We start from the raw sequence: 25,479 nt of genomic DNA, 5'->3' as shown, positions 1-25,479 counted from the left end.
TCAGCGCGCCAGGCGCACCGTCGCGATCTCGAACGGACGCAGCTCGAGGCGCACGTCGGCCGACTCCGCCTCGACGGAGCTCTCGATGCGGATCTGCTCGGTGGGGCGCTCCATCAGGTCGGTGCGGGTGACCGCCCGGACGGCGAAGGCGGCGCGGAGGGTCGCTGCGGCGCGGCGGCCGAGCGACTCGTAGAGCCGCACGATCACGTCGCCGCTCCCGTCGTCCGCCGCCTTCACGGCCTCGACGATCACCGAGGGGTCGTCGATCGACACCAGGGGAGCGACGGGCGCGGCACCGGTGAGCCTGCGGACCGGGGTGTTCAGCGCGTAGCCGGCCTCGACGGCGTCGGGCAGATCGGCGCCGACCACGAGCGACACTGCGAGGCGGTGGCGGCCCTGGTCGGCGTCCGGGTCGGGGAACAGCGGCGCGCGCAGGAGCGAGAGCCGGACCGTGGTCGTCGGTGTGCCGGCCGCGGCGCGGTCGCGGGTGATGTCGTGCCCGTAGGTGGAGTCGTTGACGACCGCGACGCCGAAGCCCGGCTCGCCGACGTGCACCCAGCGGTGCGCGACGGTCTCGAAGCGGGCGGCGTCCCACGTCGTGTTCACGTGGGTCGGGCGGTGCACGTGGCCGAACTGGATCTCGGACGTCGCCCGGTCCGAGAGCAGGTCGAGCGGGAAGGCGAGCTTGAGCAGCTTGCGGCGCTCGTGCCAGTCGATGTCGAGGCCGAGGTCGACGGCCGCCCGGCCGATCTGCAGCGAGACGGTCTGCACGACCGTGGAGCCGCCGAACGAGCGGGTGATCACGACCGTCGGCACCTCGCGGCCGAGCGGGTCGCTCACGGTGCCGGCGCGGACCGAGTCGACGCCGACGAGGTCCTCCACCGTGCGGCGGTAGTTGTCGTCGAGGTCCCAGGCGTCCCACTTGTTCGGGGTGTCGCGGTGCAGCTGGAGGAGCCCCGCGGCGGCGCCGGCGGGCACGACCTCCCGGCCGCTCGCGAGGTCCACGACCGACTCGAGGAGCCCGGAGGCGCCGATCCGCACCCGGACGAGCCCGTTGTCGAGGACGTGGGCGTCGCCGTCGGAGCGGAGCATCGGGGCCGAGTGCTCCGCGGCGGGGTCGGCCGCGGCCGCGCCGAGCGCCGGCACGCCCCCGACGGCGAAGGGGGAGGAGTTCACCAGCAGCTCCGCGGAGCCCTCGCCGGCGAGGGCCCGGACGGTCTCGGCGATCATCTCCTCGATCCGCTGCGCGATGCGGGCGTAGTTCTCCTCCGCCTCGCGGTGCACCCAGGCGATGGAGGTGCCCGGCAGGATGTCGTGGAACTGCTGCAGGAGGACCGTCCGCCACATCTCGCGCAGCTCGTCGGCCGGGTACGGGACCCCGGCGCGGACGAGGGCCGTGGTCGCCCACAGCTCGATCTCGCGGAGCAGGTGCTCGCTGCGGCGGTTGCCCTGCTTGGTGCGCGCCTGCGACGTGTAGGTGCCGCGGTGGAACTCGAGGTAGAGCTCGCCCGACCAGGTGGGCGCGTCCGGGTACTCGGCCTGCGCCTCCTCGAAGAAGCGGCGGGGTGTGGACAGCTCGACCGTCGGCGAGCCCTCGAGGCTGCGCGTGCGGCGGGCGGCCGCGATCATCTCGCGGTTGGGGCCTCCTCCGCCGTCGCCGTAGCCGAAGGGCACGAGCGACATGGTGCCGCTGCCCTTCTCGGCGTACTGGCGCTCGGCTCGGGCGAGGTCCTCTCCGGAGAGGTCGGAGTTGTAGAGGTCGACGGGCGGGAAGTGAGTGAACACGCGGGTGCCGTCGATGCCCTCCCACCAGAAGGTGTGGTGGGGCATCGTGTTGGTCTCGTTCCACGAGATCTTCTGCGTGAGGAACCAGCGCCCGCCTGCTCCGGCGATGATCTGCGGCAGCGCGGCGGAGTAGCCGAAGGAGTCCGGGAGCCAGACCTCCTCGGTGTCGATCCCGAACTCGTCGAGGAAGAAGCGCTTGCCCTCGAGCAGCTGGCGCACGAGCGCCTCGCCGCCGGGCATGTTCGTGTCCGACTCGACCCACATACCGCCGACCGGCACGAAGCGGCCCGCGAGCACGTGGCCGCGGACGCGCTCGAACAGCTCCGGGTGGTCGCGCTTCAGCCACGCGTACTGCTGCGCGGAGGAGGCGGCGAAGACGAAGCCCTCCTCGCGCTCGATCAGGTCGCAGACGTTGGAGAAGGTGCGGGCCACCTTGCGGGCGGTCTCGCGGGCGGGCCAGAGCCAGGCGGAGTCGATGTGGGCGTGGCCGACGGCGTGCAGGTGGTGCGCGCTGGCCGAGGCGGGGCGCTCGAGGACCGTCCTCAGCGCCTCCCGGCCGGCGGCGGCGGTGCCGGACACGTCGTCCGGATCGAGGACGTCGACGGCGCGGTCGAGGGCGCGCACGATCTCGGCGCGGCGCTGGGAGGACTCGGGCAGCTGCCCGATCAGCCCGACGAGCACGGCCATATCCTGCTCCAGCTCCCAGACCTCCCGGTCGAGCAGTCCGAGCTCGAGGCGTCGGAGGCGGTAGAGCGGGTCGGACGGCAGGGCGCCGTCGGCGGGGCGGCCGCCGAGCGCCGTGGGGGTGAAGGACCAGTCGCCGGTGATGTTCGGGTTGGCGGCGGCCTCGATGTAGAGCTCGACCGTGCGGTCGCCCGCCTCGCGGCCGGGCAGCCGGTCGAGCGGGACCGACTGGTTGAACGGCTCGACGGCCTTCACGACCGTGCCGGTCGCGGTGAAGACGAGCCCCTCCGCCTCGAAGCCGGACTGGGCGCCGGTGTAGCCGAGGTCGACGACGAGCTCGGGCTCGCAGCCGTCGACGCCGACCCAGGAGGCGGGGATCTCGCCGCGCACGTGGAACCACACGGTGCCCCAGGGGGCGCCCCACGGCTCCCCGATGCGGGCGGGCGCGTAGGACGCGGCCCGCGCCTGGTCGAAGGGGACCGGCTCGCCCGGAGCGGTCCACGACTCGATCCCGAGCGGCTCGACCGCCCGGTGGATCGCCGGCCGGAGGCTCTCGGCGCGGAAGCGGGCGATGCGGGCTTCGATGCGGGTGCTGTCGTCATGCATGCGTTCTGGTGCTCGTTCCGTGTGCAGTGGGGGAGGGCGGCGGCGCGGAGGGCGCCGCCGCCCGGGGTCAGGAGGCGATGACGACGCGGTGCCCGTCGGGGAAGACGGCCACCTTCCGCCAGGTGTCGCCGGAGCGCTCCCAGCCCTCGTTGACCTGTCCGGCCGGAGGGGTCGGGATGGTCTCGGGGGCGCGGGCGACCGTGGTGTAGCCGGCCGCGCGCTCCACCCGGCCGCGGCCGAGCTCGAACGAGGTCAGGCGTCCGTCGTCGACGATCAGCGAGCCCTCGTCCACTCCCGCGGCGCCGCGCTCGATGAACGGGTTCACGAGGCGCGTCTGCGAGGAGTCGCTGCCCAGCACGATGGCCTTCTGCTGCGGGAAGCGGCCGAGGCTGAGCCCGTAGAAGCCGCCGAGGACGGTGAGGTTGCGCACCTCGAAGTCCGCTCCGCCGTTCGTCAGGCCGACGCCGAGGCAGTTCGCGCCCGAGGTCGGGAAGAAGTTCGGGTTCACGATCATGTGGCTCGTGCCGGCCTCGATCAGCACCTCCCAGCCGTCGCGGGAGCCCTCCGAGCGGAAGTTGATCAGGGTCAGGCCGGAGTTGACCGAGCGCCGGTTCTCGTTGCGGATCGACCGGAGGCCGACCGTGCCGCCGATGGCCTGGCAGTCGAGCAGCGTCATGTTCGTCGGCGCGAGGAGGAAGCCGCCGAGGCCGGGGCTGATCGCCTCGACGTTGGTCATCGAGCCGCCGATGGAGGCCTTGCCCGAGTCCTCCACGCCCCAGCCGGCGGGGGCGACGATCTTGATCTTGTTCCAGGAGTTGGCGTACGAGTACTCGTCGTCGACGCCCGACACGAAGGTGGCGCGCTCGCGGAAGATGCCCGACTTGCCGGTCTTCTGGATCCACAGGTTGCGGAACTCGCAGTTGACCAGCGAGCGCAGCGACATCCCGTGGCCGCCGGAGGGCGTGCCCGTCATCTCGAAGTCGGCGAGGACGACGCCGGTGGCCTTGTTGTTGTTGGCGGGACCGGCCGCGTCGCCCGTCTGGCCGGAGACGGTGAAGATGTCGCGGGTCGAGCCCTCGATCTGGACGATCCTCGTCTGGCGCATGCCGGCGCCGACGATCTTCGGCCCGGCGTAGCCGTAGGGCGGCCCGTTCTCGGGCTGCACCGGGTAGCCGCGGTAGTCGACCGCGAGGCCCGTCACCCGGATCTCGCCGGCGGGCAGCGACACCTCGCCGCCCGGAGCGGTCATCGCCTTGTCGATGGCCGCCTGCACCGCGCGGGTGTTGTCGGCGCCGGCGCGGTCGTCCCAGCGGAACTCCTTGTCGAGGGGTGAGATCGGCCCCTCGGTGACGCTCAGGCGCTTCTTCTGCCCGGGAGCGTCGGCCGGGGGCGCGGCGGCGGCCGGAGTGGCGGCGCCGACGGCCCCTGCCGCGCCGGCGAGGGCGGCGGCGCCCCCGGCGAGGAAGAGGCGGCGCGAGTTGTCGGGCCTGCGCTGCGGATCGTGCTCGGGCTGCTGATCGGGCTTGTGCTGCCGATCGGGCCTCGGGGAGGCCGTGGTCTGGTTGTCTGGGTCTGCGGGATTCATCATCGTCGACGTTCCGCCCTCTCTCGCCCCGGATGGGCGTACGGCGATCCTTCGTCATCGGTAGCCTGAGGTCAAGACGTAATACCTATTACCAGGATGAAGCGGGGGTGTCCGGGTGCCGCGGATCACGCAGAAGGACATCGCGCGTCTCGCGGGAGTCAGCCAGACGACGGTGTCGTTCGTGCTCAACGACAAGGGCGAGCAGCTCGCCCGGGTCCCGGAGGCGACGCGGGCGCGGATCCTCAAGGCGATCCAGGAGACGGGGTACGTCGCCGACCCCATCGCGCGCCGCCTCAAGCAGGTCGGCACCGGCATGATCGGCGTCTACACCTACGAGAGCCTGTTCCCGCTCGATCGCGAGGACTTCTTCCATCCGTTCCTCGCCGGCATCGAGGAGGAGGCGCAGAACCGCGACATCGACCTCCTCCTGCTGACCAGCGGTCGCGTCGGCGGCCGTCGCGGCGGCCTCAGCGGCGGCACCACCCGGCTGCGCCTGGCCGACTCCTGCATCCTCCTCGGGCAGCGCATGCCCCGCGAGGAGCTCGAGTTCCTCAACGCGAGCGGCTTCTCCTTCGTCAGCATCGGCCGCCGCGACGACGCCGGTGGGCCCGTGCCCTACGTGGCCGCCGACTACGCGTCGATCGTCCGCGAGCTGATCTCCTGCGCGCGCGCCCTCGGCCACACCCGCTTCGCCTACGCCGGCCACGGCGAGGGTGTCGAGTCGTACACCGACCGCATGGCCGGCGCGCGGGCCGAGCTCGGCGACGGCTTCCTCCACCTCGTGCCGGGGCCGGAGGCGTCGCCGCGGGAGTGGATCCGCCGGATCGCCGCCGAGGGCGTCACGGTCGTCCTCGCCGAGCAGGAGGAGCAGTTCGTCCTCCTGCAGGAGGCCGCCGAGGCCGAGGAGGTGGCGGTGCCGGGCGACCTGTCGCTGGTGTCGCTCTCCGGATCGGCCGACCGCACCGGCTGGCAGGCCGGCTTCGAGCTGCCCCGGCGCGACATGGGCCGCCGCGCCGTGCAGATCCTCATCGAGGGCGACCCCGCGCGACGGGAGCAGCAGCTCCTCCGCTGCACGCTCGTCGACGGCGCCTCCCTGGCCGCGGCCCCGGCCTGACCGCTCAGTCTGAACGGCCGGGCTCAGCCCGAGTGGTGGCGCCCGATGGGCAGCACCAGCGGCGTCCGCGAGACCGGGTCCTCGATCACGCGCGACTCCATACCGAACACCGCGCGCACCGTCTCCGGCGTCACCACCTCGGCGGGCGTGCCCGAGGCGTGCAGGGCTCCGTCGCGCACGGCGACGAGGTGGTCGGCGTAGCGGGCGGCGAGGTTGAGGTCGTGCAGCACGATCACGATGGTCGTCCCGCGCGAGCGGTTGAGGTCGGTGAGCAGGTCGAGCACCTCGACCTGGTGCGACACGTCGAGGTAGGTCGTCGGCTCGTCCAGGAGGAGCACGTCGGTCCGCTGGGCGAGGGCCATCGCGATCCACACACGCTGGCGCTGCCCGCCCGAGAGCTCGTCCACGGGGCGGTCGGCGAGCTCGAGCGTGCCGGTGTCGCGCAGCGCCTCCTCGACGATCGCGTCGTCGTCCGATCCGGAGCCGCGGCCGAAGAGGCCCCGGTGCGGGTAGCGGCCCCGGGCGACCAGGTCCGAGACGGCGATCCCCTCCGGCGCGATCGGGGTCTGCGGCAGCAGCCCCACCTGCTGCGCTACCTGGCGCGTCGGGAGCCGGTGGATCGCGCGCCCGTCGAGCAGGACGCTCCCCGAGCGCGGGGTGATCAGCCGCGCCATCGCGCGCAGGAGCGTCGACTTGCCGCAGGCGTTCGCGCCGACGATCACCGTGATCCGGCCGGGCGGCACGGCGAGCGAGAGCCCGTCGACCACGACGCGCTCGTCGTAGGCGAGGGTGACCGCGTCGGCGGCGAGGGTGGGCGGGGCGTCGGTCACAGGGAGCCTCCGGAGCGGTTGCGGCGGGCGAGGAGCCAGAGCAGGAAGGGCGCGCCGAGGGCGCCGGTGGCGACGCCGACCGGGAAGCGCGCGCCCGAGAACAGCGCGCCGACGACGTACTGGGCGAGCAGGTCGGCGGCGAGCACCACGACCGCGCCGACCAGGGCGGAGGGGATCAGCAGCGTGCGCGCGCTCGGCAGGATCCGCCGCGCGATCGGCCCCGAGACGAAGGCGACGAACGCGATCGGGCCGGTGGCGGCGGTCGCGACGGCCACGAGGCCGACTCCGACCGCGAGCAGGGCCAGCCGGCTGCGCCGCACGTCGAGCCCGAGCGCGGTCGCCGACTCGTCGCCGAGCTGCAGCACGCCGAGCCGGCCCGAGAGCAGCAGCGCCAGCGGCACCAGCACGAGCATCGTCAGCGCGAGCGGCGGGACCGAGGGCCAGGCGGCCGAGTTGAGGCTGCCGGTCAGCCAGCGCAGCGACTCCTGGACGTCCTCGAAGTCGGCGCGGGTCTGCACGTAGGCGATCACGCTCTGGAACATCGCCGCGACGCCGATGCCGATGAGGATCAGCCGCGCCCCGATCACTCCGCCGCCCTCGGCCAGCCCGGCGATGATCAGGGCCGTCGCGAGCCCGGCCGCGACTGCGATCACCGAGACCGCGCCTCCCGAGAGCCCGAAGAACGCGATCGCGACGACGGCCGCCGCGCTCGCCCCCGAGGTGATGCCGATGATGTCGGGGCTGGCGAGGGCGTTGCGCAGCATCGTCTGGAAGATCACGCCGCCCATCCCGAAGCCCACGCCCACCAGGACGGCCGTGATGGTGCGCGGCAGCCGCAGCGTGCCCACGGTGAAGGAGGCGCCCGGCACGGTCTCGCCGAGGATCACGCGGACGACCTCCGGCACCGAGTAGACCGTGCTGCCGACCGTGAGCGAGACGACGACGAGCGCCAGCACGAGCACCGCGAGGACCGCGCAGCCGATGACCGTGCGCCGACGGCGCAGCGTGCGGCCGGCCGCGATGCCGACCGCGGCGGGCGCCTCCGCGGTCCTCACAGCGCCCGCACCTTCGAGCGGCGCACGATCGCGATGAGCACCGGGGCGCCGATCAGCGCGGTCACGATGCCCACCTCGACGTCGCTCGGCCGGGCGACCACGCGGCCGACCACGTCGGCGACGAGCAGCAGCAGGGCGCCGAGCAGAGCGGAGGAGGGCAGCAGCCAGGCGTGCGCGGGGCCGGTGACGCGGCGGGCGAGGTGCGGGACGACCAGGCCGATGAATCCGATCGGTCCGGCGATCGCGGTCGCGGCGCCGCAGAGCAGCACGGCCGCGAGCCCCGCGACCAGGCGGATGCGCCCCACGCGCCGGCCGAGGCCGGTCGCCAGGTCGTCGCCGAGCGCCAGGGCGTCGAGCCCTCGCGCGCTGGAGAGGGCCAGCACCGCGCCGACCGCGAGGAACGGGAGGACCTGCAGGATGCTCGCGGTCTCGGCGCCGCCGACTCCGCCGACCTGCCAGAAGCGGAAGCGGTTCAGCGTGGTCTCCTGCGTGAGCAGGACCGCGCTGATGAGGGAGGTGAGCGCGGCGGCGGTCGCGGCTCCGGCGAGGGCGAGCTTCAGCGGAGTGGCGCCCTCGCGGCCGAGCGACGCGACCGCGTAGACGAACGCCCCGGCGGCGGCGGCTCCGAGGAACGCGAGCCAGATGAACTGCGGCAGGCTCGTCGCGCCGACCCCGGCGATCCCGAGCACGACCGCGAGCGAGGCGCCGGAGTTGAGGCCGAGGATGCCCGGATCGGCGAGCGGGTTGCGGGTCAGGCCCTGCATCACGGCTCCGGCGAGCCCGAGCGCGGCGCCGACCAGGATCGCGAGGACCGTCCGCGGCACCCGCCCCTGCACCGCCGCGTCGACGATGGACGCCGGATCGGGCGAGGTCAGCGCCGGCCAGACCTCGCCGAGCGGGATCTCGCGGGAGCCGTACACGAGCGAGAGGACCGACGCGACGGCCAGCGCGACGAGGGCGACCGCCAGCGCGGTCGCCCTCGTCTTCCGGGTGGGTGCGGTGCGGGTCACGACACCTTGTCGGCGGCCGCGGCGAGGCCTGCGGTGTACTCGTCGAGCACCCACGGAATGCTGAGCAGGTTCGGCGACGAGGTGGCCATGGCGGCGGAGGAGCCGTCCTCCAGCACGTAGACGGAGCCGCGCTCGACGGCCGGGATCTTGGAGAGCAGCGGGTCGGCCTGCAGTGCGGCGAGGGTCGTGTCGTCGCCGTAGACGACGAGCACGTCGGCGTCGAGCTGGTCGGCGTTCTCGGAGCTGATCGTGCCGCTGAACGCCTCCGAGTCGCCGGAGAGCTCGGCGACGCTCGGGGCGACGTCGAGCCCCAGGTCCTCGACGAACTTCACGCGCGCGTCGTTCGGCGTGTAGTAGGTGAAGGTGCTCGCGTCGGTCGGGTCGTACCAGCCGTACATGAACGTGGTGCCCGCGAGCTGCGGGTAGGACGCGGTGGTCTGCGTGATGTCGCTCTCGATCTCGCCGACCTTCGCGACGGCCTCGTCCTCGAGGCCCAGCGCGGCGCCGTCGAGCTTCGCGGAGTCCTGCCAGGTCGTGCCCCAGGGCAGGCCCGGGTAGGCGACGGTGGGGGCGATCTGGCTGAGGGTGTCGTAGTCCTGCCGGGTGATGCCGGAGTAGGCCGAGAGGATCACGGTCGGGCTGAGGTCCGAGATCGCCTCGAAGGGCACGCCGTCGGTCTCGTCGAACAGGGTCGGGGTCTCGGCGCCGGAGGCGTCGAGCGCCTCCTTCGTCCACACCAGCAGGCCGTCGCCGTCCTCGTCGCCGTAGGAGGCGCGGGTGAAGCCGACCGGGGTCACACCCAGCGCGAGCGCCACGTCCTGGTTGGTCCAGCTCGTCGCGACGACGCGGTCGGCCGACTCGACGGTGGTGCTGCCGAAGGCGTGGTCGACGGTGACGGGGAAGCCCTCGCTGCTCTCGGCGGCGCTGCTCTCGGACGTGCCCTCGGAGCCGGCGTCGGCTCCTCCCGAGCAGGCGGTGAGCAGCAGGGCGGCGAGGCCGAGCGAGGCGACGGCGGTCAGGCGGAGGGGGGTGCGAGTGGCGGGCACGGCGATCCTTCGAAGGGGGTGGTGTGGGTTGCGAAGGTTAACCTAACCTAACCGCCTGGACGGGGCCAGTGGCCGGGCGGATCAGCGGACGGCTCGCCCAGCCACCACCGCATCCATCCGTCGCCCGCGGCCCGTGCACGCCGCCGGGACGGGCCGCTGCTGACGGATCGATCGCGGGTGCGGCCCAGCGGGAGCATCGTTAGCGTGGAGGTCCGCGCCGATCGCCGGCGCCGAGGGGAGCCCCATGGATCAGACCGTCGAGATCGACGCCCGGGCGGAGGCCCTGCGCGCCGACCCCGAGAGCTTCGCCGCGATGGACGCGCTCTGGCGCAGCGTCTACGCCCTGCCGATGTGGTGCTTCATCGCGCGGGGGCCGGACGACGCGCCCACCCCCTTCGTCGGCGGCCTGGAGTCGGGGCCGATGGTCTTCGCCTTCACCACGGGGGAGCGCGCCCGCGCCGGGGCGCTGCACGCCGGCCTCTCCGACGAGGACGCGTCGCGCGTGCTGAAGGTGCCGATGCCGGCCGCGCTCGAGTGGATCGCGGCGATGGGGTCCTCCGGAGTCGCGGGAGTGGTCTTCGACCTGCCCCGCTTCGGGTACTTCGCGCCTCTCCAGAACCTGCTGCCGATGCGCGACTTCATGGCGGCGAACCCGCCGGCCTGAGCCCTGCCCCGTCGAGACCAGCGGATCCGCCGGCACCAGCTGATCCGGTGGTTGTCGCCGCCCCGAACTGGTCACTGGACGACACCCGAGGATGGTGGGCCGGAGGCGCGCCCGTCCTCCGAGGACGAGGCCGGGAGACGCCGATGGGGAAGCTGCACTAGGACGGTTCGGTCGAGATCGACGTCGAGGACCGGGTGCTCGCCCACCTGCAGATCGTCCTCACCGCGAAGCTGCGCCGGGGGGGGGGGGGAGTCGTGCCTGCTCACCTGGCGCGACGAGAACGGGATGAGCGACGGCCGCAGCGCGATCTGGCTGCACCCCTCGCACACGCTCCGCCCCACCTACGCCGGCGGCCGCATGCCCCGCATCAACCCCGCCTGGATCTCGGCGCTCACCGATCTCGCGAACTCCGCCAGCGGCCTCCGCTTCGTCCCCGAGCCGCCGGAGCCCGTGCATCCCCCCGGCGGGAGCGCTCGCCGGTGACCGGCGGCCGGCCCCGTGCCCGGCCTCGGGCTCAGCAGCCGGAGTCGGCGGTGTCCGCGTCGAGCGCCGCCGCGGTGCCGAGCGCGATCAGCGACTGATCCGTCGCGACCGCGACCCTCGGGAAGCCGAGCGCTCGCAGCAGCCCGGCGCGCTCGCGGTCGCCCGCGAAGGCCCCGGCACCCTTGCCCGCGCGCCGGGCCGCCGCGGCGATCCTCGGCAGCGGGTCGTCCGGTCCGTCCGCGGCGAGCAGGTCGGACAGGTCCCGTCCGAGGCCGATCGCGAGGTCGAACGGGCCGACGAAGACTCCGCTCACGCCCGGCACCGCGAGGATCCGATCGACGGCGTCGAGGCCGGCCTGCGTCTCGATCATGACCCAGAGCGCGGTGCGCGCCTCGGCGGCCGACGGGGGAGTGGCGCCCCAGAGATCGGACATCGGCCCCCAGCTGCGGCGGCCGAGCGGCGGGTAGAGCGCGGCGCGGACGGCCGCGAGCGCCTCCTCGACCGTCTCGATCATCGGGACGACCACGATGTCCGCTCCGGCGTCGAGCGCCCTGCCGATCAGCGCGTCGGAGAGCCCGGCGACCCGGACGCCGACGGGCGGCCTCCCGCTCACGGCGCCGAGCGCGCGCAGGGAGGCGAGGACCGCGGCGTCGTCGAACGCGCCGTGCTGCGCGTCCAGGGACAGCCACGCGGGCCCGCCGCGAGCGATCTGCGCGACCGTCAGCGGCTCCCCGAGCCGGCACCACACCCCGTCGGCCCGTCCGTCTCCGAGAACCCGTTCCGCATCCACGGGTCCGATCCTCGCGCACGGGGCGCCGCCTAGGCGAGGACCGCCAGCGCCGTCGACAGGATCCCGAGGACGACGCCCGCCCCGAGCAGGATCAGGCCGGTCAGGCGCAGCGCCCGCACCGCGTCGCTCCACCGGTGCAGGCGGATGCGGTGCGGATCCTCCTCGCGGTAGTGCACCTCCCGCTGGTCCGACCGTGTCGGCGTCAGCGGGTCCCCGGCGGACAGCGGACGCGATCGCACCTCGCCGGCCCGGGTCACCCAGTGCAGCGCGAGGGGCGGACCCTCCTCGAGGTAGGCGGTCGTCGTCAGCCAGCGTCCGTCGATCAGCGCCGCGACGAACGCGGCGAGCAGGAACAGCACGCCGAGGGGGAGGGTGACCAGCGAGAGGGCCTCGGAGATCGTCTCCAGCATGCAGCGTCCCTCCGACCGGATCCGGTGCTGAGCGTACCGAGTCGGCGGCCGGCGCGTCCGCAGTGGGACGCGCCCCGCCGCCGAGCCCGCGGGCCTCAGCCCCAGGCGACCTCGAGGTCGACGACGAACGTCACTCCGAAGCGATCGCGCAGCATCCCGTAGAGGGGCGACCAGGCCGCCGGGGCCAGGGGCACGACGACCGCCGCCCCCTCCGAGAGGCCGTCCCAGAGGCGGTGCAGCTCGTCGGCGTCGGAGCCGCGCAGCGACACGAACACCGGGATCGTGCCCGGGTCGTAAGCCGTGTGCGCGGGGACGTCGTACGCCATGACGCGGAAGCCGGCCTCGGAGACGACCTGGCCCCACATCAGCTCGTCGGCCTCGTCGGGCGCGGTGACAGCGTTCGCGTCCGCGTAGGACATCGCGTCAAGCCGGCCTCCCGTGACCGAGGAGTAGAACTCCAGCGCCTCGCGGGCCTGTCCGCGGAAGTTGAGGTGGGTCGTCGTGGTGATGCTCATGGTGCGCTCCTCGCAGTCGTGCCGGGTCGATCACCCGGTGCCCCGACGCTCCCAGGAGAAGAGGACGGTGACGGTCCTCTTCTCGGAATATCCTCGGGACGTGCCCACGACGACCGAGCGGCTCCTCCTGCTCCTCTCCCTCCTGCAGACCCGCCGCGACTGGCCGGGCGGAGTGCTCGCCGAGCGCCTGGGGATCGCGCCGCGCACGGTGCGTCGCGACGTCGACCGGCTCCGCACGATGGGCTACCGGATCGACGCGGCGAAGGGCCCCGACGGCGGGTACCGGCTCGAGGCCGGCGCCGAGCTCCCGCCGCTGCTCTTCGACGACGAGCAGGTGCTCGCCCTCACCGCCGCCCTGCGCGCGCCGATCGCGGGGCTCGAGGAGGCGTCGGCCCGGGCGCTGGCGACGGTGCGGCAGGTCCTGCCCGCCCGGCTCCGGCCCCGAGCTGATGCGCTGCGCTTCACGGTCGCGGCGGCGCCGGCCCCCGCAGTCCCTCCGGAGCGGCTGGTCGCGGTCGCGGCGGCCGTCCGGGTCTCGGAGGTGCTCCGCTTCGCGTACGCGGAGGCGGTGCGCCGCGTCGAGCCCCACCACCTGGTCGCGCGTCAGGGCCGCTGGTACCTCATCGGCTTCGACCTCGACCGCGACGACTGGCGGGTGTTCCGCGTCGACCGGCTCGAGCCGCGCTCACCCCGCGGTGCCCGCTTCCGCCGCCGGGCGCTGCCGGTCCGGAGTCCCGCAGAGTTCCTGGAGGCGCGGTTCCGCGGCGGAGCGCCCGGGGAGGGGTGGCCGTGCCGCGGCTCGGTGGTGCTGGAGGCGCCCGCCGCCGAGGTCCTGCCCTACGCGGGCGACGGGGAGGTGGAGGACCTCGGCGACGCGGGCTGCCGACTCGCCCTCGGCGCCTGGTCGTGGGAGGCGCTCGCCGCGTCGTTCGGCCGGTTCGACGCTCCGATGGCCGGGGCCGAGCCGCCCGAGCTGGCCACCGCGTTCCGCGTGCTCGCGGAGCGGTACGCCGCGGCGGGAGCCTGATCGGAGCGCGTCGGCCGTCCGGCGCCGCTACTTCACCGAGTACCGGGCGCTCCCCGTGCTGCCGTCCGCCGTCGTGACCGTCAGCGTCCAGCAGGTGCCCCGCTTCGCGGGCACCGTCCACGCCTTCACGTAGCGGTTCGTCGCGGTGTCGTAGCGGAGGCGTCCGGTCAGGGCGGTCATCGGCGCTCCGGTGAGGACGGCGCCGGTGGTGCAGGAGGTCTGCCTCTGCGTGACGCTGCGCACGTCGGCGAGGGCGGAGTGGCGGAACGTGCCCGCGGACGACGTGGACGTCACCTGGAACGTCATGCCGGTCGCGGCTCCGGCGGCCACGCTCTTCACCGAGGTGCTGAGCCCGCCGATCGTCCACGGGGTCACGGTGTAGGACGCGGTGAGGGTCGAGACGTTGCCCGCCCGGTCGGTCGCGGTCGCCCGGTAGACGTGCGGTCCGACGGAGCGGCCGCCGCCCGTGATCACGCAGTCGCCGGTGAGGCCCGAGAGCGCGTCGTCCGCGAGGCAGCGCGCCTCCGGGAGCACGGTGCCGAAGGGGTAGGACCCCTCGGGCCTCGACGTGAACGAGAGCTGCGGCTTCGTGGTGTCGATGGCGATGCCGCTGCGGGTCGTCGTGGCGCGGTTGCCCGCGTTGTCGACGGCGGTGCCGGTGACGCTCTGGCCGGGGCCCTCGCGCAGGATCCGCGCGGGGGTGCAGCTGCGGATCCCGGAGCCGCTGCCGTCGGCGCAGGAGAAGCCGACGGAGACGGGGGAGCGGAACCAGCCCGCTGCGTTCGGAGCCGTCGGCGCGGTCGTCGCGGCGATGGTGGGGACGCCGGTGTCGACGATCCGGTAGGTCGCCGCGGCGGTCGTGGTCAGTCCTCCGGGGTCGGTCCAGGTGCAGGTCGCCGTGCGGGTGCCGAGGCCGTTCACGAGCGTGCCGGTGACGACGGCCTCCTCGCTGAAGGTTCCGCTCTCCGCATCCGTGATCGCGCAGGCGGCCCTCGGCTCCGAGCCCTTCTCGTAGGAGGCGCCGTCGGTGGCGGAGGCGACCGTCACGACGGGCGGGGTGTTCGCGGGGACCACGGTGACCGTGTGCGGCACGCCGGCCGTGGTGCCGTACGCGTTCCGCGCGCTCACCGTGAAGGTGGAGTCGCCTGCGGTGGTCGGCCTGCCCGAGACGACGCCCTCCGGCGAGAGGGCCACCCCCGCGGGAAGGGCGCCGGACGAGACCTCGAAGGTCGCGGCCGGGCCGGACGCCGTGAAGGTCGCGGAGTAGCGGGTCCCGGTCGTGACGAGCGTCTCGGCGGTGTCGGCGGTGAGGGTCGGCAGCGGGCCGATCGCGAAGGCGTGGTTGAAGCCGACCGCGATGCCGGTGGCGCCCGTGATCCCGGCCGGGACGTCCAGCTCCGTGTCGCCGTCGGGGTGCAGGGAGACGACGGTGCCGTCGGACGTCAGCAGGACGCTGAAGCCGATGCCGGCGGCGATCGCGGTGATGCCGCCGAGATCGGCGGGGACCCGCGGCAAGCCGGAGTCGGCGGGGTCGCCCCAGGTGACGACGGTGCCGTCCCGCTTCAGGGCGAGGCTGTGGGAGTAGCTGACCGACACGGCGACGACGTCGCGGAGCCCTGCCGGGGCGGTGTACGCGCCCCTGTCGTCGCCGCCCCACGCCACGACGGTCCCGTCGGCGCGCAGCGCGAGGCTGTTCCAGCCGCCCGCGGCGATCGCGACCACTCCGGAGAGACCCGCCGGCACGTCGGTCGCTCCGAACCGATCGGAGCCCCAGGCCGCCACGGTCCCGTCGCCCCGCAGAGCGAGGGTGTGGTAGCTGCCCGCGGCGACGGCGGTCACGCCGCCGAGTCCGGCCGGGACGTCGGTCTGGCCCTGGCGGTCGTCGCCCCACGCGACGACCGTCCCCTCCATCGTGAGGGCGATGCTGTGGAGGTACCCGGTCGAGATCGCCGTCACCTCGCGGAGCCCGGCCGGCACGTCCCGCTCGCCCTCCAGATCCGCTCCCCAGGCCTCGACGGTGCCGTCGGTGTGGAGCGCGAGGGTGTGGCTGTAGCTGCTCGCGACGTCCGTGAGATCGGACATGCCCGCCGGCACGTCCCACTCCCCGTTGAGGTAGCGCCCCCAGGCGGCGACGCCGTTGGCGAGGTGGTCGTTCCCGACCGGCACCGGGTCCGGCTCGGCGGAGGCGAGGGGCGCCGCGGTGCCGGCGAGCAGGGCGACGGTCGCGGTCAGAGCGAGCAGAGTGCGGCGCAGGCCTGCGGCGGTGCGGGCGGGGCGCGGAGAAGCGGGGTCGGTCACGGGCTCACGCTAGGGGCCGGCTCTCCTCCGCGGCGGGGGCGGGGGCGCCCTGTAGCGGACATGTCCTGTAGAGGGCGGAGCGCCGCTCCTCCAGGGCGGAGCCCGCGCCCTCCAGGGCGGAGCCTGGCCCCTCGGGGCCCGCGGCGGAAGGGCTTGCCCGGATCCGCGACGGGCGATTGGCTGGAGGGCAGGAGAGAGAGGTGTCACCATGACGCAGACCTTCCCCGCCTGGTTGCGGGATCAGCAGAAGAGGGACGACGAGGTCGGCCGCTTCGCGCAGGCCTTCGGCGGTCGCGACGACCTGCCCGAGCACGGCGGCCGCGCGATCTACGACGGCTACTTCGCCAGCGAGCCCGAGTCGGCGCAGGCCGATCTGGAACGCGCCTGGATGGAGTTCGAGGCGCACCCCGAGCCGTCCGCCACGTCCGACGAGCCGGAGGGACTCCGATGAGCGACCAGACCCCGAGCCCCGTCGAGGACCCGGACGACCAGTCCGACAAGCCGTCGCAGGCCGAGGGCGAGGACGAGCGCGACACCCCGCACAAGGTCCTGCCCGCCGAGGGCAAGCCCTCGAAGGCCGAGGGCTGAGCCGACGCACTGAGCCGACGCACTGAGCCGACGCACTGAGCCGACGCACTCCCCGGAGGGGCGCATCCTGCAGAGGGTGCGCCCCTCCGTCGCGTCAGCGCCCGGTGACCGCCAGCAGCTCGTGCGCCGCGGCGCTGTCCGGGTAGCGGGAGAGCACGCGCTCCAGATCGCGCCGAGCCGGAGCCGTGCGCCCGTCCGAGAGGAGCGTGCTCGCGCGCTCGAGCAGCGCCTCCGCCCGCAGCTCCACGGGCCGCGCACTGGTGACGGTCGGGCGCACCACCCGGTCGAACGCCTCGAGGGCGCCCTCGATCACGCCGAGCTCGCGAAGAGCGACGCCGCGGCGGATGAGCACCGCGGCGGAGGCGGCGTCCACGTTCTCGACGGGCGCCGAGAACTCGGCCACGTCGCTCCAGCGTCGGCGGGCGGAGTAGAGGGAGGCGAGCGTCGACGCCGCGAGGGTCGACGGCTCCAGGGTCTCGACCGCCACGGCAGCCGCGGCCGGATCCGTGGGTGCCGTCAGCTCGGCGTAGAGCAGGCGCAGCGCCGGGGCGTCGAGCGGCACCTCCACGTCGAGGCCGCCGCTCAGCGGCAGGCGGACGGTCAGCGCGATCCCGTAGCGGCGGAGGAAGGAGTCGGCCGACGGGTCGTAGCGGATGCGCACCAGCCAGCCGGTGAGCCGCAGAGCGCGATCGTCGTCCGCGGAGTGCAGGGCGTCGCGGACGAGCTCGACGACGGCCGCGAGGCGCGAGCCCTCGGGGGAGCCGGTGGTCGCCTCGTGCAGGTCCTCCGCCGGCGCCCCGGCGCGCACGAGCCGGAGCAGGGGCGCCTCCCACGCCGGAGCGAGGGCGGAGGGGCGCACGAGACCCGGCCCGCCGGGCATGCTGAGCCAACCGGACAGCCGGGAGCGGTGGTCCTCGGGGGAGAGCGGGTCCCCGGCCGCCCGGAGCCGGGGGCGTGTGAGGGCACGGAGCTCTCCGCTCCGCCGGAAGCCGACTGCCACGGCCGATCCCCCTCCGCGTGCGACGGCGGCTGAGGACCGTCGATCCGCCGAGTCTACGGCTTCGCCCCCCGCCGTCACCCCCGAACGGGGAGCGACGCGCTGGCGGCGATCCCCCGCCTCCCGTCGTCGCCCCCCGGCGCTGTCAGGCGCCGATCGAGCCCGCCGTGCGCAGCGGCATCACGTCGGGCTTCTCGGCGGTGCTCGCGATCGTCACGACCGCCTTCTCCTCGTTCGAGCGGAGCACGGCGTCCATGATCTCGAGCACGTGCAGGGCCACGCGGCCGGAGGCGCGGTGCGGGCGGTCCTCCGCGATCGCCTCCGCGAGGTCGGCCAGTCCCACTCCGCGACCGGTGTCGATCACGCCGGCGGAGTCGGGGACGACCCGCCAGTCCTCGTCGCGGACGGCGACCTCGACCGGGTCCGAGAACATGTTCGGATCCGGGACCGAGATGGTGCCCTCGGTGCCGTAGACCTCGAACTTCGGGGCCCGGCTGCGCCAGACCTCGAAGCTCACGGTGACGGTGGTGGCGACTCCGCTCGCGTGCTCGAGCAGCGCGGTGATGTGCGTGTCGATCGTCACCTCGATCGGCGTGCCCGCCTTCGGCCCGGTCTCGATCGTGCGCGGGCGGTCGGAGCGGGTGGCCAGGCCCGTGACGCGGACGACCGGCCCGAAGAAGTGCACGAGCGCCGTCAGGTAGTACGGGCCCATGTCCAGCAGCGGGCCGCCGCCGGGCTGGTAGTAGAACTCGGGCGCCGGGTGCCAGCGCTCGTGGCCGGGAGCGGCCCAGTGCACCTGCGCGGCGATCGGGGTGCCGATCGCGCCGGAGTCGAGGGTGAGGCGCGCGGTCTGCACGCCGGTCCCGAGCACCGTGTCCGGAGCGCTCGCGAAGCGCAGGCCCAGCTCGTCCGCGAGGTCGAGCATCGGCGCGGCCTCGGCCGGGGTCAGCCCGAGCGGCTTCTCGGCGAAGACGTGCTTGCCCGCCTTCAGGGCGCGGGTGCCGATCTCGACGTGCGCCGCCGGGATCGTGAGGTTCAGCACCGCGTCGATCTCCGGGTCGTCGATCAGCGCGTCGACGGTGAGGGCGCGGACGCCCTGCTCGTCGGCGACCTGCTGCGCCCGCTCCTGGTTCAGGTCGGCGACCGCGACGAGGCGGAGGCCGGGGAAGGTCGGGAGGTTCGCGAGGTACTGCTCGCTGATCTTCCCGACGCCGATGATGCCGACTCTCAGCGGGACGCCCACAGCATTCCCCTCTCGATGATCGTGCGGACGTTGTCGTCCTGGAGGATCTCGACGCGGTGGCCCGGCGTCGAGACGAAGATGCGGCCCTCGCCCCAGAGGCGGGTCCAGATCGCGGGGGAGGTGATGGGGCGCTTCCACGGGTCCCACGGGCGGACGGCCTGCGTGGTCGTGGCGAGCACGTCGTTGTAGTCGTCGTGCAGCACCCAGTACTGCTCCGTGACCAGCTCGAAGTCGGAGATGCCCTGCGTGATCGGGTGGTCGGCGGCGAGGGCCGTCATCTCGATCGTGTGCGGCATGTAGTTGTCCGACTGCTCGCCGGTGCGCTCGTCCGGGTGCTTGCCGGGGTGCGAGGCGAACTGGCCGCCGATCAGCTGCAGGTAGTCGGAGTTGTCGCGGTAGGAGTCGGCGATCCCGCCGTGCCAGCCGGCGAGGCCCGTGCCGCGCTCGACCGCCGCGCGGAGGCCCAGGAACTCCTCCCACTGGATGGAGGTCATCGTGTTCGACTGCACGATCAGGTCGACCGTCCGCATGTAGGCCTCGTCGGCGTACACGGCGGTCGACTCCTCGACGCGCACGTCGTAGCCGTTGTCGCGGAGGAACGGCAGGAACAGCTCGGTCGCCTCGACCGGTTGGTGGCCGTCCCAGCCCCCTCGGACGACGAGGGCCGTCTTGCCGGGAGTGGTCGGGGAGTGGTCGGTCATCGTCGTCCTCACGTGCGGGCGGATCGCTCCGCGGTTCGTCATCGAACAGGACTTGCGCAACTTCTGCGCGGGAGCCCCGGCGTCCGACCATCATGCACCGCGGTTCCCGGCGGGAGCAAGCCGTCCTGCCGCAGAGCTAGTTGCGAAAGTCGGCATCCGCTACGGTGAGCACATGCCCGACCACGACGACGTCTCCGGAGCGACCACCCGCCCGACCATGGCGCTCATCGCCGAGCGCGCCGGGACGAGCGTCCCCACCGTCTCGAAGGTGCTCAACGGCGGCACCGACGTCTCGGAGGCGACCCGTCTGCGCGTGATGGAGGCGGCGCACGCGCTCGGCTACCGCCGCCGACCGCGCCTGCGCCCGCCGGTCGAGGATCCGCACTCCGCCCAGATCGTCGACGTCGTCGTCGGCCACATCGGCGGCACCTGGATCGGACCGGTCCTCGAGGGGATCGAGGCCGAGGCCTCCGCCGCCGGGGCCGACCTGGTGCTCACCCGCGCCCGCGACGACGGGGCCTGGATCAGCCGCCTCCTCCGCCGCCCCTCACTCGGCGCCATCGTGGTGCTGGTCAACGTCTCGGCCGCGCAGCTGCACCTGCTGACCACCGCCGAGCTGCCCGTCGTCGTCGTCGACCCCAGCACGCGGCCGCCGGCCGACGTCGCGAGCGTCGGCGCGACCAACTGGGACGGGGGCCGCATGGCCGCCGAGCACCTGCTCGACGCCGGCCACACCCGCTTCGGCGTCCTCGGCGGCACCCGCACCCAGCTCTACAGCAGCGCCCGGATCGACGGCTTCACCACCGCGCTCCGCGCCGCCGGGGTCGAGGATCCGCGCGTCGCCTACTGCGACTGGGACCGCGAGCTGGCCCGCGAGGCCGCCGGGCTGATGCTCGCCGAGCCCGACGCGCCGACCGCCTTCTTCGCCTGCTCCGACGTGATGGCGCTCGGCGTCTACGAGGCCGCCGACGACGCCGGCCTCCGCATCCCCCGCGACCTCAGCGTCATCGGCTTCGACGACGTCGAGGAGTCGGCCTGGGCGACCCCGCCGATGACCACGATCCAGCAGCCCATCGGCGAGATGGGCGCCATCGCCTTCCGGATGCTGCACCAGGCGCACCGGTCGGCGACCCCGCTCGCCTCGGGCGCCTCGGCCACCCGCATGGAGCTCGAGACGCGCCTGATCCGCCGCGCCTCCGTCGCGCCCGTGCGCGTCTAGCGCCGCCCGCTCGCCCTCCCACCCCCGCCCCCTCGGGATCGATGCGTCACGAACGGTCCTCATCCGCCCGCCGTGACGACCGTTCGTGACGCATCGACCCCGGCGGGCGCCGCGGTCCCGCGGCCCCCGCCCTCAGTGCCCCGCGCCGAGGTTCCCGGCGAGGCGGCCGTGAATCCGGGTGGAGGCGTCGTTCATCCCCTCGATCACTGTGCGGGTGCCGTGGCGCTCGTACTTGGTCGTGACGGCGTCCAGCGCGGCGACGGTCGAGGCGTCCCAGATGTGGGAGCCGGAGAGGTCGATCACGACGTGCGCAGGGTCCTCCGCGTAGGAGAACTGCGTGGTGAGGTCGTTGCTGGAAGCGAAGAACAGCTCGCCGGTGACCGTGTAGTGGGCCGTCGATCCGTCGGTCGAGAGGGTGCGCTCGACGGTGGCGAAGTGGGCGACCCGGCGGGCGAAGACGACCATGGCGGCCAGGACGCCGACGACGACTCCGATCGCCAGGTTGTGGGTGAGGACGACCACGACGACCGTGGCGATCATGACGACCGTCTCGCCCACGGGCATCCGCTTCAGGGTCGACGGGCGGATGCTGTGCCAGTCGAACGTCGCCACCGAGACCATCACCATCACCGCGACCAGCGCGGCCATCGGGATGATCGCGACGAGGTCGCCGAGCGCGACGACGAGGATCAGGAGGAACACGCCGGCGAGGAAGGTCGAGATGCGGGTGCGGGCGCCGGACGCCTTCACGTTGATCATCGTCTGGCCGATCATCGCGCAGCCGCCCATGCCGCCGAACAGGCCGGAGAGCACGTTCGCGGCGCCCTGCCCGAGCGACTCGCGGGTCTTGCGGGAGGGGGTGTCGGTGATGTCGTCGACGAGCTTCGCGGTCATCAGCGACTCGAGGAGTCCGACGAGCGCCATCGCGACGGCGTACGGCGCGATGGTCGTGAAGGTCTCCCAGGTCAGCGGTACGTTCGGCAGGAACAGCTCGGGGAGGCTGCGGGGCAGCTCGCCCTGATCGCCCACGGTGGGGACGGCGACCGCCGTCACGACGACCGCCGCGGTGATGAGGACGATGGCGACGAGAGGCGCCGGAACGGCCTTCGTCAGGCGCGGCATCACGACCATGATCACGATGCCGACGGCGACCAGCGGGTAGACCAGCCAGGGCACGCCGATCAGATTGGGGATCTGCGCCGAGAAGATCAGGATCGCCAGCGCGTTCACGAATCCGACCATCACGCTGCGGGGGATGAAGCGCATGAGCTTCGCCACTCCGAGCAGCCCGAGCACGATCTGGAACACGCCCGCGAGGATCACCGTCGCGATGAAGTAGTCCATCCCGTAGTCGCGGGCGACGGGGGCGATCACCAGGGCGACGGCGCCCGTGGCGGCGGTGATCATCGCGGGGCGTCCGCCGAGGAACGCGATCGACACGGCCATCACGAACGACGAGAAGAGGCCGACCCGCGGATCCACGCCCGCGATGATCGAGAACGAGATCGCCTCGGGGATGAGCGCGAGTGCGACGACGAGGCCGGCGAGGACCTCCCGGGTCAGGATGCGGGGGGTGCGCAGCGCCGTCATCACGGTGGGCTCGGCGTGCGGGCGGGCAGGGGTCTTCGAGGCGAGGGCCATCGCGGCGGCTCCAGGGAGTGGGAGGGGTGCTCGACGAGGAGCGCGGAGGGCTGCGGCATCGGGTCGGCGGAAGCGGGCGGGGATGCCAAGCTTGCAGAGGCGTGTCAGCAGCACGGGCAACCCTACCCTCACGTAAGGGTAGATCTGAAGGGGTGAGCAGGATCGGCACCATGCACATCGGCGAGCTCGCCGAGCGGACCGGCCTCTCGCTCCGGACCCTGCGGCACTACGACGAGATCGGCCTCGTGAAGGCGTCCGGCCGCACCGAGGGCGGCTTCCGCCTCTACACGTCCACCGACTACGACCGCCTGATCCTCATCCGCCGCATGAAGCCGCTCGGCTTCTCGCTGGAGGAGATGGCCGCGCTGCTCCGCGTGATCGACACCCTCGAGGCCGAGGGCGACGACGCGCCGGCCGAGGTCCGCGCGCAGCTCGACGCCTTCGTCGCGCAGGCCCGCGAGCGCCGCGAGGCGCTGAGCGCCCAGCTCGCGATGGCGGACGAGTTCGTCGAGCTGCTCACCAGCCGCTGAGCCCGGCCGCCGAGCCCCGCCGCCCGGCCGCCTGCGCGATCGATGCGTCGCGAACGGCTCCCCTTCGCCTCCGATGACGACCTTTCGCGACGCATCGGATCCCGGGAGCACGGGAGAGCCGCTCAGGTCGCGCTCGCGTCGGGCAGCTGCTCCGGGCAGTCGCCGCCCGGCTCGGTGGCGAGCTCGAAGTGCCAGATCTCGTTCGCGTAGATCTGGCAGAGCCCGTAGTCGGTGCCGTGCTGCGCGAGCCAGCTGTCCGCGTCCGTGTAGCCGATGTCGACCGCGCCGCCGGTGAGGTGGGCGGAGGAGGTGACGGATGCGACGCGGCCGCCGCGGCCTGACGGCGGCTCTCAGCCGCGCGGACCGCGGGCCAGCAGGGCGTGCAGCAGCGGCAGCGCCGACGCGATCATCAGCACGGTCCCGAAGCCGCTGTCGTCCGGGCGCACGACGGCGCCCGCGATCAGCAGGCCCGCGAACAGCACGGCCGAGATCACGCGGCGGACGGTGCCCTCGAGCCGGTTCAGCCGGCGCTCGATGGTGGGGACGGTGACCGCGAGCTCGCCGTCGTCGAGGGTCGTGACGAGCTCGTCGAGCCGGCGCGGCAGGCGCCAGATCAGGCCGAGCGTGTCGACGGCCTGCTTGCCGACGTCCTGCACGACGGAGCCGCGCTCCTCGCGGATCAGCTGCTGCGCGTAGGGCTCGACCGAGTCCCACAGGTTGAAGGCCGGGTCGAGCGCGCTGCAGACGCCCGAGGTCAGCGACATCGCGCGGATGACGAGCAGGAAGTTCTCGGGGAGCTGGAACGGCAGCGCGCGCACCACGTCGCCGAACTGCAGGGCGAAGTCGCGGAACTCGCGCGGGTCCACCTCCCGCAGCTCGGCGAAGCCCATGCCGCCGAAGCGGGCGAAGAGCTGCGTGAGCGCCCGCTCCAGCTCGCGGGAGTCGGCCGAGGGGAGGAGGACGCCGACCGCTCGGGCCGCGTCGACGAGCCCCTTGCCGTCGCGGGAGGCGGCGGCGATCAGCATCCGGCGCAGGCCCGCGCGGGTGCTCGGCGGCACCTCGCCCATCATCCCGAAGTCGATGAAGGTGAGGCGCCAGGGCAGCTCGCCCCCGGGGGTCGGCGTGACGAAGACGTTGCCGGGGTGAGGATCCGCGTGGAAGTAGCCGTTGGTGAAGAGCTGGTCGAACATCACGGCCGCGAAGACCGGAGCGACCTCCCGCGGGTCGATCCCGGCGGCCAGCAGCGCGGCGTGGTCGGTGATCTTGATCGCGGTGACGTCCTCGAGCGTGAGGACCTTGCGGGTCGAGCGCTCCCAGACCACGTCCGGGACGGCCACCCGGGCGTCGCCCGCGAAGTCGGCGGCGAAGCGGACGGAGTTGGCCGCCTCCTGCAGGTAGTCGATCTCCTCGAGGCTGGTGACCGCGAACTCCTCGACGAGCGCCGGGGCGTCGACGCGGTCCGAGACCAGGCGCACGTGGCTGAGCCAGCCGCCGACGCGGCGCAGAGCCGCGAGGTCGACCTCGACGATCTGGTCGATCCCCGGCCGCTGCACCTTCATGATGGCGGCGGAGTAGCCGGTGTCCTCGGCGTCGACGGGGGAGAGCCGGGCGCGGTGAGCCTGCCCGAGAGAGGCGGCGGCGACGGGCGACTCGTCGACTCCGGCGTACGCGCGCTCGAGCGGAAGCCCGAGCTCGGACTCGGCCAGCGCCCGGATCCGCGGGAACGGGACGGGCGGGACCTCGTCCTGCAGCCCCTCCAGCTCGCGCGTGATCTCGGGCGGCAGCACGTCCAGGCGCGACGACATGAACTGGCCGACCTTGATCATCAGGCCGCCGAGGTCGACCGCGAGCACGTGGAAGCTGCGGGCGAAGCGGCGCATCCGGCCGGGCCGGGTGCGGAGCGCGACGCGCGTGAGCCCCACCCGCGGCAGGAGCAGGTCGAAGAACCAGGTGACCGCGAGATGCCACGCGGCGAAGCGGAGGATCCGGCGGTAGCGCCGCCGGTCCTCCCGCTCTCGGTGGCCCGGGGCGGCAGGACCCGGGCTGACCGAGGCCACCCGGGTCAGTCCTGCGCGAGGATCGCGTACAGGCGGCGGCGCACGTCCTCGAGTTCGGCGACGGCCTTGCGGATCTGCTCGGGGGTGCCCGAGCGTCCGACCTGGGCCGCGGCCTGGGCGAGCTCGAGGCCCGCCTTGGGCAGGGCGCCGAAGTCGACGTGGTCGGAGTCGTTCCACGGGGTCGAGGTGCCGTGCTCGGCGACCGTCGCGCGGCCGGCGTCGGTCAGCGTGTAGGTCTTGCGGCCGTTCTGCTCGTCGGCCGTGATGAGGCCCTCGTCCGCGAGGAGCTGGAGGGTCGGGTAGACGGAGCCGGGGCTCGGCTTCCAGTCGCCTCCGCTGCGCTCCTCGATCTCGCGGATGATCTGGTAGCCGTGCATGGGCTGCTCGGCGAGGAGCGCGAGCACCGCGGTGCGCACGTCCCCGCGGCCGACCCGGGAGCCGACGCGCTTCTCCATGCGGGAGCGGGCCTGCTCCATCGCGCGCCAGATGCTCTCGATGGGCGTGCCGGTGCCGAACGCGCCGGTCGATGACGATCCGTTCATGATGACCTCCTGTTTCTCCGAACGATACTCAGCGATATGGGTGGCGACTGTGAACGACT

General features: G+C 73.6%; 24 protein-coding genes. 8 read left to right on the top strand and 16 right to left on the bottom strand.

Annotation, left to right across the window (positions count from 1 at the left end; translation table 11 throughout):
- Both C5C63_RS13670 and C5C63_RS13665 read right to left on the bottom strand, forming a co-directional pair.
- Positions 1 to 3,075: a glycoside hydrolase family 38 C-terminal domain-containing protein gene (locus C5C63_RS13670; protein WP_104326246.1), complete on the bottom strand. Its 3,075-nt coding sequence runs from the start codon at positions 3,073 to 3,075 to the stop codon at positions 1 to 3.
- A gap of 67 nt (positions 3,076 to 3,142) precedes the next feature.
- Positions 3,143 to 4,663, bottom strand: coding sequence for a hypothetical protein (locus C5C63_RS13665; RefSeq protein WP_104234018.1), 1,521 nt, complete (start codon positions 4,661 to 4,663; stop codon positions 3,143 to 3,145).
- Between the two features lie 112 nt (positions 4,664 to 4,775).
- Between C5C63_RS13665 and C5C63_RS13660 the strand changes: the two genes are divergently transcribed.
- Positions 4,776 to 5,774, top strand: a complete 999-nt coding sequence (locus C5C63_RS13660) for a LacI family DNA-binding transcriptional regulator (RefSeq protein WP_104326245.1) — start codon at positions 4,776 to 4,778, stop codon at positions 5,772 to 5,774.
- Between the two features lie 23 nt (positions 5,775 to 5,797).
- On the opposite strand, the gene C5C63_RS13655 is transcribed toward C5C63_RS13660, so the two are convergent.
- Genes C5C63_RS13655 through C5C63_RS13640 form a run of 4 tightly spaced genes read right to left on the bottom strand, consistent with a single transcriptional unit; the run spans position 5,798 to position 9,715 of the window.
- On the bottom strand, positions 5,798 to 6,604 hold the full coding sequence (locus tag C5C63_RS13655; RefSeq protein ID WP_104326244.1) for an ABC transporter ATP-binding protein: 807 nt from the start codon (positions 6,602 to 6,604) through the stop codon (positions 5,798 to 5,800).
- Entirely contained in the window at positions 6,601 to 7,659 is a 1,059-nt protein-coding gene (locus C5C63_RS13650; protein WP_104326243.1) for an iron chelate uptake ABC transporter family permease subunit, read from the bottom strand. Before C5C63_RS13650 ends, C5C63_RS13655 begins: the two co-directional genes overlap by 4 nt.
- On the bottom strand, positions 7,656 to 8,669 hold the full coding sequence (locus C5C63_RS13645) for an iron ABC transporter permease (protein ID WP_104224306.1): 1,014 nt from the start codon (positions 8,667 to 8,669) through the stop codon (positions 7,656 to 7,658). Before C5C63_RS13645 ends, C5C63_RS13650 begins: the two co-directional genes overlap by 4 nt.
- Positions 8,666 to 9,715 (bottom strand): iron-siderophore ABC transporter substrate-binding protein, encoded by a 1,050-nt coding sequence (locus tag C5C63_RS13640; RefSeq protein WP_181027213.1) that lies wholly within the window; start codon positions 9,713 to 9,715, stop codon positions 8,666 to 8,668. Before C5C63_RS13640 ends, C5C63_RS13645 begins: the two co-directional genes overlap by 4 nt.
- Before the next feature lie 244 nt (positions 9,716 to 9,959).
- On the opposite strand from C5C63_RS13640, the gene C5C63_RS13635 reads away from it, so the two are divergent.
- Both C5C63_RS13635 and C5C63_RS17535 read left to right on the top strand, forming a co-directional pair.
- Positions 9,960 to 10,379 carry a hypothetical protein gene (locus tag C5C63_RS13635; RefSeq protein WP_104224305.1) on the top strand — a complete coding sequence of 140 codons (420 nt, stop codon included), beginning with the start codon at positions 9,960 to 9,962 and terminating at the stop codon, positions 10,377 to 10,379.
- Between the two features lie 285 nt (positions 10,380 to 10,664).
- On the top strand, positions 10,665 to 10,862 hold the full coding sequence (locus C5C63_RS17535) for a hypothetical protein (RefSeq protein WP_308471550.1): 198 nt from the start codon (positions 10,665 to 10,667) through the stop codon (positions 10,860 to 10,862).
- Positions 10,863 to 10,893: 31 nt separating this feature from the next.
- Here the strand turns inward: C5C63_RS17535 and C5C63_RS17125 are convergent, their stop codons facing one another.
- From C5C63_RS17125 to C5C63_RS13620, 3 genes are all read right to left on the bottom strand, one after another.
- Positions 10,894 to 11,652 carry an HpcH/HpaI aldolase/citrate lyase family protein gene (locus tag C5C63_RS17125; protein ID WP_181110620.1) on the bottom strand — a complete coding sequence of 253 codons (759 nt, stop codon included), beginning with the start codon at positions 11,650 to 11,652 and terminating at the stop codon, positions 10,894 to 10,896.
- A gap of 29 nt (positions 11,653 to 11,681) precedes the next feature.
- On the bottom strand, positions 11,682 to 12,062 hold the full coding sequence (locus C5C63_RS17120; RefSeq protein WP_104267914.1) for a hypothetical protein: 381 nt from the start codon (positions 12,060 to 12,062) through the stop codon (positions 11,682 to 11,684).
- Between the two features lie 95 nt (positions 12,063 to 12,157).
- Positions 12,158 to 12,577 (bottom strand): VOC family protein, encoded by a 420-nt coding sequence (locus C5C63_RS13620; protein ID WP_104326241.1) that lies wholly within the window; start codon positions 12,575 to 12,577, stop codon positions 12,158 to 12,160.
- A 100-nt stretch (positions 12,578 to 12,677) separates the two neighbouring features.
- On the opposite strand from C5C63_RS13620, the gene C5C63_RS13615 reads away from it, so the two are divergent.
- Positions 12,678 to 13,604 carry a YafY family protein gene (locus C5C63_RS13615; RefSeq protein ID WP_258065464.1) on the top strand — a complete coding sequence of 309 codons (927 nt, stop codon included), beginning with the start codon at positions 12,678 to 12,680 and terminating at the stop codon, positions 13,602 to 13,604.
- Positions 13,605 to 13,631: 27 nt separating this feature from the next.
- On the opposite strand, the gene C5C63_RS13610 is transcribed toward C5C63_RS13615, so the two are convergent.
- Entirely contained in the window at positions 13,632 to 15,902 is a 2,271-nt protein-coding gene (locus C5C63_RS13610; protein WP_104326239.1) for a PxKF domain-containing protein, read from the bottom strand.
- Positions 15,903 to 16,110: 208 nt separating this feature from the next.
- Between C5C63_RS13610 and C5C63_RS13605 the strand changes: the two genes are divergently transcribed.
- Complete coding sequence (locus C5C63_RS13605; RefSeq protein WP_104234033.1) at positions 16,111 to 16,353, top strand: hypothetical protein; 243 nt, start codon at positions 16,111 to 16,113, stop codon at positions 16,351 to 16,353.
- Positions 16,350 to 16,490, top strand: coding sequence for a hypothetical protein (locus C5C63_RS17115; protein WP_181067846.1), 141 nt, complete (start codon positions 16,350 to 16,352; stop codon positions 16,488 to 16,490). Before C5C63_RS13605 ends, C5C63_RS17115 begins: the two co-directional genes overlap by 4 nt.
- A gap of 94 nt (positions 16,491 to 16,584) precedes the next feature.
- On the opposite strand, the gene C5C63_RS13600 is transcribed toward C5C63_RS17115, so the two are convergent.
- The 3 genes from C5C63_RS13600 to C5C63_RS13590 form a co-directional block, all read right to left on the bottom strand.
- Positions 16,585 to 17,370, bottom strand: a complete 786-nt coding sequence (locus tag C5C63_RS13600) for a tol-pal system YbgF family protein (protein WP_104354956.1) — start codon at positions 17,368 to 17,370, stop codon at positions 16,585 to 16,587.
- 262 nt (positions 17,371 to 17,632) lie between these two features.
- Positions 17,633 to 18,730, bottom strand: a complete 1,098-nt coding sequence (locus C5C63_RS13595; RefSeq protein WP_104295813.1) for a Gfo/Idh/MocA family protein — start codon at positions 18,728 to 18,730, stop codon at positions 17,633 to 17,635.
- Entirely contained in the window at positions 18,715 to 19,431 is a 717-nt protein-coding gene (locus C5C63_RS13590; protein WP_104224320.1) for a ThuA domain-containing protein, read from the bottom strand. The genes C5C63_RS13595 and C5C63_RS13590 overlap by 16 nt, the downstream gene beginning before the upstream one ends.
- Positions 19,432 to 19,603: 172 nt before the next feature.
- On the opposite strand from C5C63_RS13590, the gene C5C63_RS13585 reads away from it, so the two are divergent.
- Complete coding sequence (locus tag C5C63_RS13585; protein ID WP_104295812.1) at positions 19,604 to 20,650, top strand: LacI family DNA-binding transcriptional regulator; 1,047 nt, start codon at positions 19,604 to 19,606, stop codon at positions 20,648 to 20,650.
- A 132-nt stretch (positions 20,651 to 20,782) separates the two neighbouring features.
- On the opposite strand, the gene C5C63_RS13580 is transcribed toward C5C63_RS13585, so the two are convergent.
- Entirely contained in the window at positions 20,783 to 22,291 is a 1,509-nt protein-coding gene (locus tag C5C63_RS13580) for a SulP family inorganic anion transporter (RefSeq protein WP_104326238.1), read from the bottom strand.
- Between the two features lie 170 nt (positions 22,292 to 22,461).
- On the opposite strand from C5C63_RS13580, the gene C5C63_RS13575 reads away from it, so the two are divergent.
- Positions 22,462 to 22,821 carry a MerR family DNA-binding transcriptional regulator gene (locus C5C63_RS13575; RefSeq protein WP_104227142.1) on the top strand — a complete coding sequence of 120 codons (360 nt, stop codon included), beginning with the start codon at positions 22,462 to 22,464 and terminating at the stop codon, positions 22,819 to 22,821.
- Positions 22,822 to 23,171: 350 nt separating this feature from the next.
- On the opposite strand, the gene C5C63_RS13565 is transcribed toward C5C63_RS13575, so the two are convergent.
- Positions 23,172 to 24,878, bottom strand: a complete 1,707-nt coding sequence (locus tag C5C63_RS13565) for an AarF/ABC1/UbiB kinase family protein (RefSeq protein ID WP_104295810.1) — start codon at positions 24,876 to 24,878, stop codon at positions 23,172 to 23,174.
- A gap of 5 nt (positions 24,879 to 24,883) precedes the next feature.
- On the bottom strand, positions 24,884 to 25,420 hold the full coding sequence (locus C5C63_RS13560) for a PadR family transcriptional regulator (RefSeq protein WP_104224292.1): 537 nt from the start codon (positions 25,418 to 25,420) through the stop codon (positions 24,884 to 24,886).
- Between the last annotated feature and the right edge of the window lie 59 nt (positions 25,421 to 25,479).

Source organism: Rathayibacter sp. AY1B8, from assembly GCF_002932775.1.
GTDB lineage: Bacteria > Actinomycetota > Actinomycetes > Actinomycetales > Microbacteriaceae > Rathayibacter.
The sequence above is the reverse complement of the archived record's forward strand: the minus strand, read 5'-3'. Positions and strand labels throughout refer to the sequence as shown.

What these genes read in the sequence shown, in the direction of transcription:
- C5C63_RS13580 (WP_104326238.1), bottom strand. Translation starts at nt 22,291, where the DNA reads ATGGCCCTCGCCTCGAAGACCCCTGCCCGCCCGCACGCCGAGCCCACC.
- C5C63_RS13585 (WP_104295812.1), top strand. Translation starts at nt 19,604, where the DNA reads ATGCCCGACCACGACGACGTCTCCGGAGCGACCACCCGCCCGACCATG.
- C5C63_RS13590 (WP_104224320.1), bottom strand. Translation starts at nt 19,431, where the DNA reads ATGACCGACCACTCCCCGACCACTCCCGGCAAGACGGCCCTCGTCGTC.
- C5C63_RS13575 (WP_104227142.1), top strand. Translation starts at nt 22,462, where the DNA reads ATGCACATCGGCGAGCTCGCCGAGCGGACCGGCCTCTCGCTCCGGACC.
- C5C63_RS17120 (WP_104267914.1), bottom strand. Translation starts at nt 12,062, where the DNA reads ATGCTGGAGACGATCTCCGAGGCCCTCTCGCTGGTCACCCTCCCCCTC.
- C5C63_RS13600 (WP_104354956.1), bottom strand. Translation starts at nt 17,370, where the DNA reads ATGCCCGGCGGGCCGGGTCTCGTGCGCCCCTCCGCCCTCGCTCCGGCG.
- C5C63_RS17535 (WP_308471550.1), top strand. Translation starts at nt 10,665, where the DNA reads ATGAGCGACGGCCGCAGCGCGATCTGGCTGCACCCCTCGCACACGCTC.
- C5C63_RS13670 (WP_104326246.1), bottom strand. Translation starts at nt 3,075, where the DNA reads ATGCATGACGACAGCACCCGCATCGAAGCCCGCATCGCCCGCTTCCGC.
- C5C63_RS13665 (WP_104234018.1), bottom strand. Translation starts at nt 4,663, where the DNA reads ATGATGAATCCCGCAGACCCAGACAACCAGACCACGGCCTCCCCGAGG.
- C5C63_RS13620 (WP_104326241.1), bottom strand. Translation starts at nt 12,577, where the DNA reads ATGAGCATCACCACGACGACCCACCTCAACTTCCGCGGACAGGCCCGC.
- C5C63_RS17115 (WP_181067846.1), top strand. Translation starts at nt 16,350, where the DNA reads ATGAGCGACCAGACCCCGAGCCCCGTCGAGGACCCGGACGACCAGTCC.
- C5C63_RS13605 (WP_104234033.1), top strand. Translation starts at nt 16,111, where the DNA reads ATGACGCAGACCTTCCCCGCCTGGTTGCGGGATCAGCAGAAGAGGGAC.
- C5C63_RS13560 (WP_104224292.1), bottom strand. Translation starts at nt 25,420, where the DNA reads ATGAACGGATCGTCATCGACCGGCGCGTTCGGCACCGGCACGCCCATC.
- C5C63_RS13635 (WP_104224305.1), top strand. Translation starts at nt 9,960, where the DNA reads ATGGATCAGACCGTCGAGATCGACGCCCGGGCGGAGGCCCTGCGCGCC.